The organism is Ideonella sp., assembly GCF_041287625.1.
Classification (GTDB): Bacteria; Pseudomonadota; Gammaproteobacteria; order Burkholderiales; family Burkholderiaceae_C; genus Ideonella.
Map to the genome: position 1 here is coordinate 144,260 of NZ_JBGGNH010000058.1, position 14,638 is coordinate 158,897.

Annotated in this window: 14 protein-coding genes; 7 read left to right on the plus strand and 7 right to left on the minus strand. The window is 66.6% G+C overall.

Annotation, left to right across the window (positions count from 1 at the left end; translation table 11 throughout):
- The first annotated feature begins 40 nt into the window (after positions 1–40).
- On the plus strand, positions 41–1,285 hold the full coding sequence (locus ACAH41_RS21835) for a glycerophosphodiester phosphodiesterase family protein (protein WP_325653763.1): 1,245 nt from the start codon (positions 41–43) through the stop codon (positions 1,283–1,285).
- 12 nt (positions 1,286–1,297) lie between these two features.
- Here ACAH41_RS21835 and ACAH41_RS21840 read toward each other — a convergent pair whose 3' ends face one another.
- Both ACAH41_RS21840 and ACAH41_RS21845 read right to left on the minus strand, forming a co-directional pair.
- Positions 1,298–2,314, minus strand: coding sequence for a patatin-like phospholipase family protein (locus tag ACAH41_RS21840; protein WP_325653761.1), 1,017 nt, complete (start codon positions 2,312–2,314; stop codon positions 1,298–1,300).
- Positions 2,315–2,442: 128 nt separating this feature from the next.
- Complete coding sequence (locus ACAH41_RS21845) at positions 2,443–2,610, minus strand: hypothetical protein (protein ID WP_325653760.1); 168 nt, start codon at positions 2,608–2,610, stop codon at positions 2,443–2,445.
- A gap of 285 nt (positions 2,611–2,895) precedes the next feature.
- On the opposite strand from ACAH41_RS21845, the gene uvrA reads away from it, so the two are divergent.
- The gene (gene uvrA / locus ACAH41_RS21850) at positions 2,896–5,832 is read left to right on the plus strand and encodes an excinuclease ABC subunit UvrA (protein ID WP_370538461.1); all 2,937 of its coding nucleotides are present in this window, start codon (positions 2,896–2,898) and stop codon (positions 5,830–5,832) included.
- A 124-nt stretch (positions 5,833–5,956) separates the two neighbouring features.
- Here the strand turns inward: uvrA and ACAH41_RS21855 are convergent, their stop codons facing one another.
- Positions 5,957–6,352, minus strand: coding sequence for an SWIB/MDM2 domain-containing protein (locus ACAH41_RS21855; protein WP_325655803.1), 396 nt, complete (start codon positions 6,350–6,352; stop codon positions 5,957–5,959).
- Positions 6,353–6,714: 362 nt separating this feature from the next.
- Between ACAH41_RS21855 and ACAH41_RS21860 the strand changes: the two genes are divergently transcribed.
- Entirely contained in the window at positions 6,715–7,068 is a 354-nt protein-coding gene (locus tag ACAH41_RS21860) for a phage holin family protein (protein ID WP_325655794.1), read from the plus strand.
- A gap of 250 nt (positions 7,069–7,318) precedes the next feature.
- Here ACAH41_RS21860 and ACAH41_RS21865 read toward each other — a convergent pair whose 3' ends face one another.
- Positions 7,319–8,965, minus strand: a complete 1,647-nt coding sequence (locus tag ACAH41_RS21865) for a M48 family metalloprotease (RefSeq protein WP_370538462.1) — start codon at positions 8,963–8,965, stop codon at positions 7,319–7,321.
- 170 nt (positions 8,966–9,135) lie between these two features.
- On the opposite strand from ACAH41_RS21865, the gene moaC reads away from it, so the two are divergent.
- Positions 9,136–9,624, plus strand: a complete 489-nt coding sequence (gene moaC, locus ACAH41_RS21870; protein ID WP_325655796.1) for a cyclic pyranopterin monophosphate synthase MoaC — start codon at positions 9,136–9,138, stop codon at positions 9,622–9,624.
- Between the two features lie 3 nt (positions 9,625–9,627).
- On the opposite strand, the gene ACAH41_RS21875 is transcribed toward moaC, so the two are convergent.
- A complete protein-coding gene (locus ACAH41_RS21875; protein WP_325655797.1) occupies positions 9,628–11,487 on the minus strand; it encodes a Wzy polymerase domain-containing protein in 1,860 nt (619 codons plus the stop codon).
- Positions 11,488–11,714: 227 nt separating this feature from the next.
- On the opposite strand from ACAH41_RS21875, the gene ACAH41_RS21880 reads away from it, so the two are divergent.
- Positions 11,715–11,987 carry an antitoxin gene (locus ACAH41_RS21880; RefSeq protein WP_325655798.1) on the plus strand — a complete coding sequence of 91 codons (273 nt, stop codon included), beginning with the start codon at positions 11,715–11,717 and terminating at the stop codon, positions 11,985–11,987.
- Positions 11,984–12,388: a type II toxin-antitoxin system VapC family toxin gene (locus tag ACAH41_RS21885; RefSeq protein ID WP_325655799.1), complete on the plus strand. Its 405-nt coding sequence runs from the start codon at positions 11,984–11,986 to the stop codon at positions 12,386–12,388. The genes ACAH41_RS21880 and ACAH41_RS21885 overlap by 4 nt, the downstream gene beginning before the upstream one ends.
- A gap of 319 nt (positions 12,389–12,707) precedes the next feature.
- Here ACAH41_RS21885 and ACAH41_RS21890 read toward each other — a convergent pair whose 3' ends face one another.
- Positions 12,708–13,211 (minus strand): GNAT family N-acetyltransferase, encoded by a 504-nt coding sequence (locus ACAH41_RS21890; protein ID WP_325655800.1) that lies wholly within the window; start codon positions 13,209–13,211, stop codon positions 12,708–12,710.
- Complete coding sequence (locus tag ACAH41_RS21895) at positions 13,208–13,498, minus strand: DUF1778 domain-containing protein (protein ID WP_325655801.1); 291 nt, start codon at positions 13,496–13,498, stop codon at positions 13,208–13,210. The genes ACAH41_RS21890 and ACAH41_RS21895 overlap by 4 nt, the downstream gene beginning before the upstream one ends.
- 177 nt (positions 13,499–13,675) lie before the next feature.
- Here ACAH41_RS21895 and ACAH41_RS21900 point away from each other — a divergent pair.
- Positions 13,676–14,638 (plus strand): IS110 family transposase (locus tag ACAH41_RS21900; RefSeq protein ID WP_370538463.1); only part of this gene is annotated, 963 nt, incomplete at its 3' end.

A 14,638-nucleotide genomic window follows, 5' to 3' on the forward strand; every position in this document is an offset into this window, starting at 1 on the left:
CACTGCGAGGTCACCCACCTCGATCAAACTGGAGACCGCCATGACCCATGTCCTGAGACAAGCCGCGATGCTGCTGGCCGGCAGCCTGGCGCTGAGCCTTGCCCATCTGCCGGCCGCCCATGCCGGCAAGGTACAGCCAGTCAGCAACTACCAGCTTGGCGTGCGGCCGATGTACCTGGTCGACCAGGTGCCGGACAAGGACCTGAAGCAGCGCCTGAAGGCCTGCGAGAACATTCCGGCGACCAAGAGCCAGTTCTCCATCAGCCACCGCGGCGCCGCGATGCAGTTTCCCGAGCACACCAAGGAAGGCTACATGGCCGCGGCGCGCCAGGGCGCGGGCGTGATCGAGTGCGACGTGACCTTCACCAAGGACCGTGAGCTGGTCTGCCGCCATTCGCAGTGCGACCTGGCGCAGACCACCAACATCCTGTCCATTCCGGACCTGGCCGCCAAGTGCAGCGTGCCGTTCAGCCCGGCCGACCCGGCCACCGGCAAACAGGCCACGGCGACCTGCTGCACCAGTGACCTGACGGTCAGCGAGTTCAAGCGCCTGATGGGCAAGATGGAAGGCGCGAACCCGAACGCCACCAGCGTGGCCGAGTACATGAAGGGCACGCCCGACTGGCGCACCGACGCCTACGCGGCCACCGGCACGCTGATGACGCTGGCCGAGGCCATCGAGCTGTTCAAGCAGCTCAAGGTGGACATGACGCCTGAGCTGAAGGCCGCCAGCGTGCCCATGCCTTACCAGGGCGACTACACGCAGGAGAAGTACGCGCAGGCGATGATCGATGCGTTCAAGAACGCCGGCGTGCCGGCCAAGCGGGTCTGGGCGCAGTCCTTCAACATCAATGACAACTACTACTGGCTCCAGCACGAGCCGGAGTTCGGCAAGCAGTCGGTTGCGCTGATTCCGGTCGACACGCCGGACCAGGTGCCGGCCGCCAAGGCCTTGCTGCCTGAAATGGCCGCCAAGGGCGTGAAGATCGTCGCTCCGCCGATCTGGGCCCTGCTGTCGCTGGACAAGAAGGGCAAGATGGTCGGCTCCGACTATGCCTACGCGGCGCGCAACGCCGGCATGAAGATCATCAGCTGGTCCCTCGAACGCTCCGGCCCGCTGACTGACGGCGGTGGCTATTACTTCCAGAGCGTCACCCCCGCCGTCAAGGGCCCGGGTGACTACTACACCGCGCTGGACGTGCTGGCCAACGACGTCGGCATCATCGGCATGTTCTCGGACTGGCCGGCCACGGTCACGTACTACGCGAACTGCACAGGTCGCTGACGCAGACCGGCGCTAAAAGCGTTCGGACAGCTCGACAGTGCCGCGGCGGCCCAACTGGCTGCCGTGGCGCTCCAGCCAGTCGCCCGCCAGCGCCCGGCCCTGTTCGCGCAAAGCCTGGAAATAGGCCGGGTGCACGACCAGGCGGCTGTCCTGCGGCAGGCCGGCCAGCAGCGTGCCGCCGTCGATCAGGTGGAAGCGGGCGCTTGCCAACTGGCGCGTCCAGCGGTCCAGCGGCAGCCAGTGCTGGCGGGCTTGCTGCTGCCAGGCGGCCAGCAGGCTCATCTCGCGCAGGAAGGCGCCGTGGAAGCTCATGTCCAGCGCGCGGTGCTGGATCTGCGCGGCGCTGCGCAGCGGGCCGGCATGCTGCAGCGGGTTGAGCAGCAGCAGCAAGGTGTCGCGCGCGCGGCCGGCCTGCAGCAGCGGCAGCACGGGAGGGTTGGCGCTGTAGCCGCCGTCCCAGTGCGGTTCGCCGTCGATCTCCACCGCGCGGAACACGGTTGGCAGGCAGGCCGAGGCGAGCAAGGCGTCGGCGCTCAGGTTCTTGCGGTCGAACAGCCGCAGCTGGCCGCTCTGCGCCCGCGTGGTGGCAATGAACAGGGCCGGGCCTGGGCTGGCGCGCAGGCGCTCGAAGTCGAACTGGGCCGTCACGATGTCGCGCAGCGGGTTCAGGTCCAGCGGGTTGCTGAGCTCGGGTGACAGGTATTGGGTCCAGTGCAGCAGCAGCTTGACCATCGGCGAGAGCCGCGCGGCCAGGCCGTCCGCCGCAATCAGGCTGGCCTCGGCCGGCACGCTGGCGGCCACGGCCTGCCAGAAGCGTGAGAGGGCTGCACGGGCGCCTTCCGGGCCGCCATCCAGCCAGCCCTGGGCCAGTGCCACGGCGTTCATCGCGCCTGCGCTGGTGCCACTGAGCGCGGCCGGCGCGAGGCGGCCGCCTTCCAGCAACCGGTCCAGCGCGCCCCAGCTCAGCGCGCCATGGGCGCCGCCGCCTTGCAGGGCCAGGTTGATCAGCAAGGGTTTGGCGCTTGGCATCGGCGCACCTTACGTCACTTGCGTGACGGCCGCCGGCAAAGGTTCATCGTCGGGCAGAAATGCCAACGGGCCGCACATGGCGGCCCGTCGAGGGGGAATTGTTGAGCGCCGGGCTGAGCGGCGCGCGGTCAACGCTTCTGGTCGGACTTCAGCATCCGGGCCTGGCTGCGGCGATCGCTGCCAAAGGCGGCGGACCAGAAGGGTTCGAACTTCTGGCCTTTGTCTTCCTGCAGCGGCTCCATGCGTTGGCGGTCGCTGCGGTTGGACTTTTTTTGGGGTTGAGCTGACTTTTGCATGGTGATGGGTCCTCGAACTACTTCTGGCGGGCTCTGTGGCCCCTCCGCTGTCTGGCTGGCTCAACGTGAGCCGCCGACAGCTGGATGACAGCCAATGCGTACTCCCCTGCAACTTTTTTCACGAATCCGGATCTTCGCGCGAACAAGTACCAAGTCATTGGCGCAAACCCGGAGTTTTCGTCGGGCTCCCGCCCCGGGTGGTCAGGCCGGGACCTGCAAGGCAAGGCCTCGCTCTGTATCATGCCCGGTTGCCTTGCGATTCCCGCCGGGCGCCAGTTGCCGCGCATGCCCTTGTCGACTCCCGCTTCGTCCCCGTCCGTTCCTCCGTTTCCTTCCGCCAAGCCGGTCAATCCTGCCGTGGCCTTTGCCACCAAGATTTCGGTGCGCGGTGCGCGCACGCACAACCTGAAGAACATCGACCTGGACCTGCCGAAACATGCGCTGGTGGTCATCACCGGCCTGTCGGGCTCGGGCAAGTCCAGCCTGGCCTTCGACACGCTGTATGCCGAAGGCCAGCGGCGCTACGTCGAAAGCCTGAGCGCCTATGCGCGCCAGTTCCTGCAGTTGATGGACAAGCCGGACGTGGACGTCATCGAGGGCCTGTCGCCCGCGATCTCCATCGAGCAGAAGGCCACCAGCCACAACCCGCGCTCCACCGTCGGCACGGTGACCGAGATCCACGACTACCTGCGCCTGCTCTACGCCCGCGCCGGCACGCCGTATTGCCCCGACCATGACCTGCCGCTGCAGGCGCAAAGCGTGGGCCAGATGGTGGATGCCGTGCTGGCGCTGCCCGAAGGCACCAAGCTGATGATCCTCGCGCCGGTGGTGCGGGACCGCAAGGGCGAGTTCGTCGAGCTGTTTGCCGACATGCAGGCGCAGGGTTATGTGCGCTTCCGCGTCGACGGCCAGATCGTCGAAGCCAGTGACCTGCCAGCGCTGAAGAAGGCCGAGAAGCACGACATCGACGTCGTGATCGACCGGCTCAAGACCCAGGACGGCATGAAGCAGCGCCTGGCCGAGAGCTTCGAAGCGGCGCTGCGCAGCGCCGAAGGCCGCGCGCTGGCCTTCGAGATGGACAGCGGCAAGGAACACCTGTTCTCGGCCAAGTTTGCCTGCCCGATCTGCAGCTACTCGCTGCCCGAGCTGGAGCCTCGCCTGTTCTCGTTCAACGCGCCGATGGGTGCCTGCCCGCATTGCGACGGCCTGGGCGTGCAGACGGTGTTCGACCCGGAGCGGGTGGTCGCCTTCCCGTCGCTGTCGCTCGGCTCCGGTGCGATCAAGGGCTGGGACCGGCGCAATGCCTACACCTTCTCGATGCTGGAAAGCCTGGCCAAGCACTACAAGGTGGAGCTGGACGAACCCTTCGAGTCCTTGCCCGAAAGCTTCCGCAAGACGGTGCTGTACGGCTCCGGCGAAGACGAGATCGAGTTCGTCTACGAGGCCGAAGGCAAGGGCGGCAAGATGCGCAGCGTCAAGCGCTCGCACCCGTTCGAAGGTGTGATCCCGAACTTCGAGCGGCGCTACCAGGAGACCGATTCGGTCGCGGTGCGCGAGGACCTGGCGCGCTACCAGAGCGCCAAGCCCTGCGCTCACTGCGGCGGCGCCCGCCTGCGGCGCGAGGCGCGCAATGTCTTCATTCCCGGCCAGCCGGGCAACAAGGGCTTGCCCATCTACCAGGCCGAGCACCTGACGCTGGCCGAGGCGCTGGCCTGGTTCAGCGGCCTGTCGCTCACGGGTGCCAAGGGCGAGATCGCTGACAAGGTGGTGCGCGAGATCCGCTCGCGCTTGAAGTTCCTCAATGACGTGGGCCTGAACTACCTCAGCCTGGACCGCAGCGCCGACACGCTGTCCGGCGGGGAGTCGCAACGCATCCGCCTGGCCAGCCAGATCGGCTCGGGGCTGACCGGCGTGATGTACGTGCTGGACGAGCCCAGCATCGGCCTGCACCAGCGCGACAACGAGCGCCTGATCGGCACGCTGCAGCATTTGCGCGACCTGGGCAACAGCGTGCTGGTCGTCGAGCACGACGAGGACATGATCCGCGCGGCCGACTATTGCGTGGACATGGGCCCGGGCGCTGGCAAGCACGGCGGGCATGTGATTGCCGCAGGCACGCCGGCGGAGGTTGCGGCGCATCCCGATTCATTGACTGGCCAGTACCTGGGCCGGGTGCTGCGCATTGCCGTGCCCCAGCAGCGCCGCGCGCCCGATCCGGCGCAGGTGCTGCGCATCGTCAATGCGCGCGGCAACAACCTGAAGGGCGTCACGGTCGAGCTGCCGGTGGGCCTGTTCACTTGCGTCACCGGCGTCTCAGGCTCAGGCAAGAGCACGCTGGTCAACGACACGCTCTACACCGCCGTCGCCCGCAAGCTCTACAACAGCCACGCCGAGCCGGAGGCGCACGACGCGATCGAAGGCCTGGAGGCCTTCGACAAGGTCATCAACGTCGACCAGAGCCCGATCGGCCGCACGCCGCGCTCGAACCCGGCCACCTACACGGGGCTGTTCACCGCCATCCGCGAGCTGTTCGCCGAAGTGCCGGCCGCGCGCGAACGCGGCTACGGCGCCGGGCGCTTCAGCTTCAACGTCTCCGGTGGCCGCTGCGAGGCCTGCCAGGGCGACGGCGTGATCAAGGTCGAGATGCACTTCCTGCCGGACGTGTACGTGCCTTGCGACGTCTGCCACGGCCGGCGCTACAACCGCGAGACGCTGGAAGTGCTCTACAAGGGCAAGAACATCGCCGCGGTGCTGGACATGACGGTGGAGGACGCACACGCCTTCTTCAGCGCCGTGCCCACGCTGGCGCGCAAGCTGCAGACCCTGCTGGACGTGGGCCTGGGCTACATCACGCTGGGACAGAGCGCGACCACGCTGTCCGGCGGTGAAGCCCAACGTGTGAAGCTGGCCCTGGAGCTGAGCAAGCGCGACACCGGCCGCACGCTCTACATCCTCGACGAGCCGACCACCGGCCTGCACTTCCACGACATCCAGCTGCTGCTGAAGGTGCTGCACCAGTTGCGCGACGCCGGCAACACCATCGTCGTCATCGAGCACAACCTGGACGTCATCAAGACGGCGGACTGGCTGATCGACATGGGACCCGAAGGCGGCTCGGGTGGCGGGCAGGTGCTGTCCGAAGGTCCGCCCGAGACGATTGCCGCCTGCGTTGGCAGCCACACCGGCCGCTTCCTGAAGCCGCTGCTCGAAGAAGCGGGCTGACATGCTCGGTGGCCGGTGCGGGGCCCGCGCAGGAGCAGCCGCAGGGCCACCGCGTTCGGAAACGAAAAAGCCGGCGCGAGGCCGGCTTTCAGATGGCTTCAGGCCGTGAGGCCCGGGCCAGTCTTCAGCTCAGGTGACCGTTGATCAGCTTGGTCATCTCGAACATCGAGACCTGCGGCTTCTTGAAGATTTCCTTCAGCTTGGCATCGGCATTGATCATGGTCTTTGCCGACGGGTCTTGCAGGTTGTTCTTCTTGATGTACTCCCAGACCTTCTTGGTCACCTCGGTGCGCGGCATCGGCTTGTCGCCGATCACGGCGGCCAGCGTGGCGCTGGGCGTCATGGCCTTCATGAAGGCTGCATTCGGGGTGCGCTTCTTGGCGGGAGCAGCAGCGGCCTTCTTGGCCGGCGCTGCCTTTGCCGGAGCGGCGGCCTTGACGGGCGCTGCCTTCTTCGCAGGAGCAGCCTTCGCGGGAGCGGCGGCCTTCTTGGCCGGAGCGGCCTTCTTCGCAGTTGCCATTTGGATTCTCTCCATCAAAAAAAAGTTGATGTGCCGGGCCTGGGCGAAAGCCGCATGAGCCTTCGATTCTCTGCAGTGCCACAGCGGTCGGAATGGTAATGCCTGCACGGGGGGCTGAGAAGCCGTTTTCCCTCGTAAACATTGCTTTCCCCCCAGGTAAATCGCCTTTTTTGCCGCCCCGCAACGTTCGAGCGGCTTTCTCCCCGCAAAACATATACCGTCACAGGTATTTTCTCGGGGGAAACACCATTTCTTGCTGATCGGCATGCCATTCGGGCGCGATTGCTGTTGACTAGACAAGTGAGTTGGCCTCAGCTTGACCTCACAATGGCCACCTCTCGACAGCACATGGGGCACATGTCATGAAGCTCTTGGTCCGCTGGCTGCTGCTGGCCGCTGCCTTGCTGCTGGTTGCCAACCTTTACGGCGGCGTCAGCGTGGCGAGTTTTGGCAGCGCGATGATTGCCGCGCTGGTGCTGGGTCTGTTCAATACGCTGGTGCGTCCGCTGCTGGTGCTGCTGACCTTGCCGGTCACGCTGTTGACGCTGGGCCTGTTCCTGTTTGTCATCAACGCGCTGATGTTCTATTGGGCCGCGTCGCTGCTGCAGGGCTTCAACGTCGCCGGTTTCAGCGCCGCGCTGATCGGCTCGCTGCTCTACAGCCTGTGCGGCATGGTGATCGACGTCGCGGTCGAGGCCCTCTTCAGCCGGGATTGAAGGGGGGCGGGTCGCTTCGCGGGCCTTCAGCCGGTCGCCGCCGGGCCGCTCCCAAGGCGACCGGCCACCCTCTCGGAGGGTGGCTTCGCGTATCCGCGAAGCCGGGTGCCCCATGCCAGCGAGGCCGGGTGTGCCATGCGAGCGAGGCCGGGTGCGCCATGCCAGCGGGGCCAGCGCCGGGCCGCTCCCAAGCGGCCCCGCAACCCTCTTGGAGGGTGGTCTTGCGTACTCGCGAGACCGGGTGCTTCATCTAATCCCGTTCGAGCAACATCCGCCGACGCTCGGCTTCCAGGTCCCGCAGGCGCGACTGGATGATGGAGCTTTCGACGTAATCGGAGCCGGGGTCTTCCTTGGCGATGCGCTGGGCCACCCGGAAGCGGTCCACGGCGCCCAGCACGTCGCCCACCGCCGCCGCCGCCTCTGCGTCCGCGCGCAGCGCGCGCAGGCGCTGCCCCTGCGCATTCGCGCATTGAGACAGTGCCAGCCAGGCCAGCGCGTCCTGCTTGTGCTCGGTGACCCAGGTCTGCAGCGCTTCCATGCTGTTGCGCAGGGCTGCAGGCGCCGCTGCGTCGCCTGCGCGCTGCCAGGCCTGGGCGGCCTGGGCGCGTGCCAGCAGGTTGGGCCGCGAGTTGTCGTTGCCCAGGCTGTCGAGCGCGGCGGTCAGCGACTCGCCAGGCTTGCCCGAACCGCCTTCGATCTCCAGCCGCAGCAACGCGAAGTCCCGCGCGGCAATCGGTTCACGGGCGTATTGCCGCTTGGCCAGTTCAAGGCCGCTGTCGGCCAGGCGCAGCGCCTGCGGGAAGTCGCGCAGCCGCATCGAGGCCATGGCGCCGGCGTAGATCGCGCCCAGCCTGGCTTCGTCGACCGCGGGCGAGCCGGGGCCGGCAACGGTCTGCAGCTTGCGAAGCGCGGGCTCTGCGCCGTCCATCAACACCCTTGCGCGCGCCTGCATCAGCGCGTGCACCGCCAAGCTGGGCGGGCGGGTGGACGGGTTGCTGTTCATGCGCAGGCGGGCTTCGCTGATGCGTTCGATGGTCAGCGGATGGCTGCGCAGGTAGGGGTACTGGTTGCTGTCGTTCAGCCGTGAGCTGGACTCAAGCTTCTCGAACATGCCCGCCATGCCGGCCGATGCGAAGCCGGCCGAGCTCATCAGTTGCAGGCCGATGCGGTCGGCCTCGCGCTCCATTTCGCGCGAGAAGTTCAGCTGGCCCTGCGCCGCGGCCGCCTGGCTGCCGATGATCACGGCGTTCGCCGCGTCCACGCTGCGCGCCCGCGTGGCGGCAATCATGCCCAGCACCAGGCCGGCAATGGTCGCGATGCTCTGGTGCTGTGCGTTCACCATGCTGCGGCCGATGTGGCGCTGCGTGATGTGCGTCAGTTCGTGGCCCAGCACCGAGGCGAGCTCGTCGCTGCTGGTGGTCATCGCGATCAGGCCCAGGTGCACGCCAACATAGCCGCCGGGCAGTGCAAAGGCATTGATCGAGCGGTCCAGCACCTGGAAGGTCTCGAACGGGAAGTTGGCGTCCTGCTCGGCGCTGATGTTGCCGCGGTTGCGGGCTGCGTTCAGCAGCGGCTGCCAGATCGAATTCAGGTAGTCGCTGAGCAGTGGGTCATCCAGGTACTCCGGGTCATGGCGGATCTCGCGCATGATGCGCTCGCCCAGCCGGCGTTCGTCCATGATGTCGAAATCGCTGGAGACGGAATCGCCGAGTGCCGGCAGGTTGACTTGCGCCATCGCCTGCAAGGGCTGGCCTTGCGGGCCGCCGCTGGTCCACAGCAGCGAGCACAGCGCAGCCAGAGCCAGCGTGCGCGCCAGCGGGCGCAGCCGGAATGCCGGGGACAGCGAAGGCCGGCGCAGCGGGTGCGCAGGCGCGGGCATGAGCTCACGAGAAGTCACGCGGAAGATCTGACGGAAAGGCAACAACACCATCCTTCGCAGCGGGCCGGGGTCTGAGGCAGACCTGCGCCGCCCTGAAAAAGTTCGCCCGCTATCATCGCACCGACTTGTCACCCGCCTGTTGCGGCCTTCCCCCGAGCCTGACAAGGCATTGCCGCACAAAGCCCCCGATGCCAGACACCGACTCCCCGCTGACGCACTTCGACGCCCAGGGCCAGGCCCACATGGTCGACGTCGCCGCCAAGCCCGAAACCCACCGCGTGGCCCGCGCCACCGGCCGCATCCGCATGCTGCCTGCCACGCTGGCGTTGATCGCCAGCGGCCAGGCCAGGAAGGGCGATGTGCTGGGCATTGCCCGCATCGCCGCAATCCAGGGCGCCAAGCGAACGTCCGAACTGGTGCCGCTGTGCCACCCGCTGCCGCTCACGCGCGTGGCCGTCAGCTTCGATCTGGACGAGGTGGCCAGCGCCGTGCACTGCACCGTGGTCGCCGAAACCGTGGGCCGCACAGGCGTCGAAATGGAAGCGCTGACCGCCGTGCAGGTCGGCCTGCTGACGATTTACGACATGTGCAAAGCAGCGGACCGCGGCATGGTGATGGAAGGCATCCAGCTGCTGGAAAAGCAGGGCGGCAAGAGCGGCCACTGGGTCGCCGGCTAAGCTTCAGGGCTTGAAGTCTCGCCAGCTCAGCGGCTGGCTGGGCGCTTCGCACTGGAACGGTCGTGCGCTGCCTTCTGCCGGCGCTGAATTGCACGCCGCGAAGAAGTCGTCCGAGGCCGGGTTGTGGAACTCGCGCAGCCGCGCGGCCAGGTAACGCGCCTTGTCCCCATGGCCGGACTCGTTCAGCGCTTTGGCCCAGGCCACCATCAGCCGCGTGTCCAGCAGCGAATGCGTGGTCGCGGCAAACGCGCCCATCGCTGACGACGGCGGCTCGGCCGTGGTCGCGGCGGCATAGTCCGCATGGTGCGAAAACAGCCAGGACGACTGGCCAATCGAGATGCGCTCCGGCAGCGACAGCGTGCTGCTGCCCGGCGCGTAGATCGCCGAGACGCGGCGATAGTCCCAGTACCCGAACAGCGCGCCCGCCAGCATCAGCGCGCCCATCATCGGCAGCAGCCAGCGCCGGGCGAAGGACAGCGGTGCGGAAGGCGCCGCGAAGGCCCGCGATTCGGCCCACAGCGACGAAGGCGCATGGGTCGAGGCCTGCACGCTGTCCGGCGTGGCAGCAGGGGGCGAGACGAAGTATTCGCTGTCGCCTGCCGCCGGCAGTGGCACCGTCTGCCGGCGCAGCGCATGGCCCAGCGCCCAGGCCGTGGGCAGCAGGAAGTAGGCGTACCAGAGCGGGTACTCCAGCATGCTGTGCAGACCCGCCAGCAACACCATTACCAGCGCTGCGCGCGCGCCTGCACCGCTGGCACCTTGCGCAGACCAGCAGCGCTGGAAGCACTGCACCAGGGTCCAGACGAGCAGTCCGGTCAGCAGCAGCGCCGCCGGAATGCCCAACTCCACCGCGAATTGCAGCAGCAGGTTGTGCGTGTGGTCGAAGAAGGCCACCGGCCGGCCGGGAAACGGCGTCAGCGTCCACGCGAAGTTGAACTGGCCGAAGCCCACGCCGGTCCACGGATTGGCCGCGATCAGCTTCAGCGTGTTGCCCCAGATGCCAAAGCGCGAGGCCGACAGGTCACTCTCGCCCAGCCGGGCTTCGCCGCCGAAGGTGTGCGCCGTCTCGTGCGCCCAGCCCGCCATGAACAGCCACCAGAGGAAATAGACCATCGGCGCGGCCATCAGCGCCCAGCGCAACGGCTTGCGCAGCCGCCGGTCCAGCAGGCCCCACAGCGCCAGCAGCACCACGCCGACCAGCCCCGTGCGCGAGGCCGTCAGCACGACAGCCAACACCATCAAGTTGCCCAGCGCCGCCGCCACCGTACCCGACAGCCGCCACCCCAGCACCCGCCCCGCATCCGCCTGCGGCACCAGCGCAATCAAGCCCCACAGCAGCAAGGTGCTCAAGTGATTCGGCTGCCGCAGGTTGCCCACCGCCCGGCCCACCAGCCCGGACTTGGCGATCCAGCCCGAGCCCTCCGTCCAACCCGGCAGGAACACCTGGATCAGCGCGATCACGCCGCTCAGCAAACCTGCCAGCAGCACGCCAGCCAGCACCGGCCACAACAACGGCCCGTCCACCGTGCCGTCGTCCGCCTGGGCCGCGAGCATCACGGCCGCAGCGCAGGCCAGCATCAGCGCCGCCGAAAGCGCCATCGAGTCCGGCAGCATGCCGAACCAGGAAACCGCGATCCCGGCTGCCAGTATGGCCAGCATGCACAACGGCAAGCCCAGCGCACCCAGGCTGCTGCGCCTCGGCCCGCTGTCCAGCAGCCACAACACCGCGCCCCAACCGCCAACAGCCAGCAACTGGTTCAGCAGCGTGGAGGAGGGGCTGAGGGAATAGGAGAGGAGGGAGGGGGCGGCGAGGGCGAAGAGGGCCGCCAGAACCAGGGGCAATGACGCGAGCGGGCGATTCATGGGTGCGCTGACAAGCAAGTACGGCGCATTGTCACTGGCCGCGCGGTGTCGGGGCAGTCAAGAGATGGCTTGCGTCCAGTCGTCCAATGCAAGTCCACCCGGCACACGCGAAAAGGCCTTGTCCCTCGTCACGAAGATGGCTGTTTCCCCCATTTGCGCTGTCGCGTCTCGATGATTCGGGTCGCTGTGGCATATACAATGACCATATGCTTGTTTGAAGGGCGACCATGTCGACTGCCTCTCCCCCATCCCGGGCCAGGGAAGCCAAGTTGTTCCGCAACAATCGCAGCCAAGCGATCCGAATTCCTGTGGAATTCGAGTTGCCGGGGGATCGCGTGCTGATCCACCGCGATGGCAGCAAGCTGATCATCGAGCCCATGCTGGGACCCTCGAATCTCGTCGATTTGCTGGCGGCGTGGAGACTGGAGGAACCCCTGGGGCCTGACGACCAACTGCCGTTCATCAAGGACGCGCCAGCCCGGCCGGAGGACGTGTTTTGAGCACCTACCTGCTCGACACGAACATCATCAGCGACTTGATTCGCAACCCGGCTGGTGCCGCTGCCCAGCGCGTTCAGCACATCGGGGCCAAAGCAATTTTCACGAGCATCGTCGTGGCAGCCGAGTTGCGCTATGGCTGCGCCAAGAAGGGCTCGCCCAAACTGCTCGCGAAGGTGGAAAGCCTGCTGGCCGCGATACCGGTGCTGCCTTTGGACATCCCTGCGGATGTCCAATACGGCGCCATCCGCGCCGACTTGGAGGCCGCAGGCCAGACCATCGGCATGAACGATCTCCTGATTGCAGCACATGCGAAGGCGCTCGCTTGCACGCTGGTGACCGACAACACGCACGAATTCAATCGAATCCGCGGCCTGAAGTGCGAGAACTGGCTGGAACGTTGAACGCTTCGCTCCGGCCCGCAAGCCGCTCGCCGCCGCAGCGCTGAACCCGCAGTTCTGACCCTGACTCCGCAGCTCCGCGTTCGCCGAGCTTCGCTCCGTGAACCAGGGGACGACCTGCCCAGCTTGGACCCATCCGAAGGGTCGGGGATTGATTCCTGCCATTGAACCCATGGCTACCCAAAAATTGGGCATTTCCGGTCGCCGAAGGGGCGGCGGATGACGTCAGCGAGAAGGTCAGTCGGGCGAGGGCGCCTGCGAAAGCGAGCTGTTCCGGGACAGGCTTCGCATGCTGTGCGCCAGGTGCACTGGCTGCGGTTCGCTATTTCGCTTCGAATGCGAAGTGCTTCAGTGACACGATCAATTGCCTGACCTGGCTGCCAAAAACCTCGAAACCGTGGTGTCGGTAGAACGCTTCGGCTGAGTCATCTTTGGCATCGACCACCAGCGCGAACACGGCGACCTCAGATCGCACTGCGCGCATCGCAGCGTCTGCGAGCAGCGCGCCACCCAGCTTCTGGCCGTGGAACGCTTGATCGACCGCCAGGCGTCCGATTCGTGCCACCGGAACGGACGGATAGCGAGGCAGCCTCGTGGACAGGGCCTCGGGCAAATCGGTGAGCGGCACTCCGCTGGCCGCCAGGGTATAGAAACCGGCGATCCTGCCGCTGCTGGCTTCGATGGCGACGTAGCAGGCGCTGACGCGGCGCCGAATGTCCTGGTTGGCTTGGCGGGCCAGGTATGGGTCCAGGACCGCAACGCCGCAAGAGAACGCATTCCGGTCGTGCCCCTGCCCGAGAATTTCAACCCGAAACGGTGCCGTCACTTCGCGCCGGCAATCAGACGTTTGCGGGACTCGAGTGCGCGCTTCATGGCTGGCGCGAGCGGCGCCGGGTTGAGCAGCAGATCGGCGAAACGCTGCTGGTCGTCCACCGACAGGCGGATGATTTGGGCCTCCTCGATCGTGCGCTGGGCGTCTTTCAGCGCGGCGGCGACCAGAAAATCACTCACGCTGCGCCCCTGGAGTTCCGCTGCACGGCGGACGACCGCCAGCACATCAGGCGCGATGCGGGCCTCGACGCGGGCGGTGCGGCTGGGTTCGACGGTGGCCATGGCAATCCTTTGCTGTAGGAGAGGATTGTACGTCTATGTTCCGTACAGACTCGATACATCGGTCGGAGCGTTGGAACGCAAGACCTGATAAACATCTAGCCCGAGGCGTCGGCCTCCGTTCACGGGCCTATCGTTTGGATTGCGATTCAACCGATGGAGCCCACGAAGGAGACCGACATGGAACTGTATGCGGGGATTGACTTGCACTCCAACAACGGCGTCGTGAACGTGCTCGACGAGCAGGGCTGCGTGGTGTTTGCCAAGCGCCTGCCCAACGAGCTGGCGGCGATCATCGCGGCGCTGCGGTCGTGCCCGAGCACGCCCGTGGGCGTGGCGGTGGAGTCCACCTACAACTGGTACTGGCTGGTCGACGGCCTGCAGGACGCCGGGTTTGTGGTTCACCTCGTCAACACGGCCGCCGTCAAGCAGTACGAAGGCCTCAAGCACAGCGGCGACTTCAGCGATGCGCGTCACCTGGCGCATCTGATGCGCTTGGGGATCCTGCCCACTGGCTATATCTATCCACGAGAGCAGCGCGCCGTGCGCGATCTGCTGCGCAAGCGCGGCCAACTCGTTCGCCAGCGCAGCACGCAGATCCTGAGCATGGGCAACCTGATCGCACGCAACGTGGGCACCCACGCTGGCGGCAACGAGATCAAGCGCTGGACGCCTGAGCACATTGACGCGATGCCGCTGCTGGACGAACAAAAGCAGGCCTTGAAGGCCAACCTGGCGGTCATGCGCTGCCTGGACGATCAGGTCGATGCGCTCGAGCGCAGCATCCTGGCCAAAGCCAAGCTGCGCGAGGACTACCAGGCGCTCAAGACGGTCAGCGGCATCGGCCAGGTGCTGGCTCTGACCATCGCGCTGGAAACCGGTGATGTCGGCCGCTTCGACGGCCCAGGCAACTTCGCCTCGTACGCGCGCACGGTCGACAGCCGGCGCGAATCGAACGGCAAGAAGAAGGGCGAAGGCAACGCCAAGTGCGGCAACAAGCACCTGGCCTGGGCCTTCATCGAGGCGGCCCACTTCGCGGTGCGTTACGACGCGGCGATCAAGCGCTGGTATCAGAAGAAGTGCGCCAGCGCGCTGGCCGTGGTCGCCATCAAGGCGGTAGCGCACAAGCTCGCGCGAGCGTGC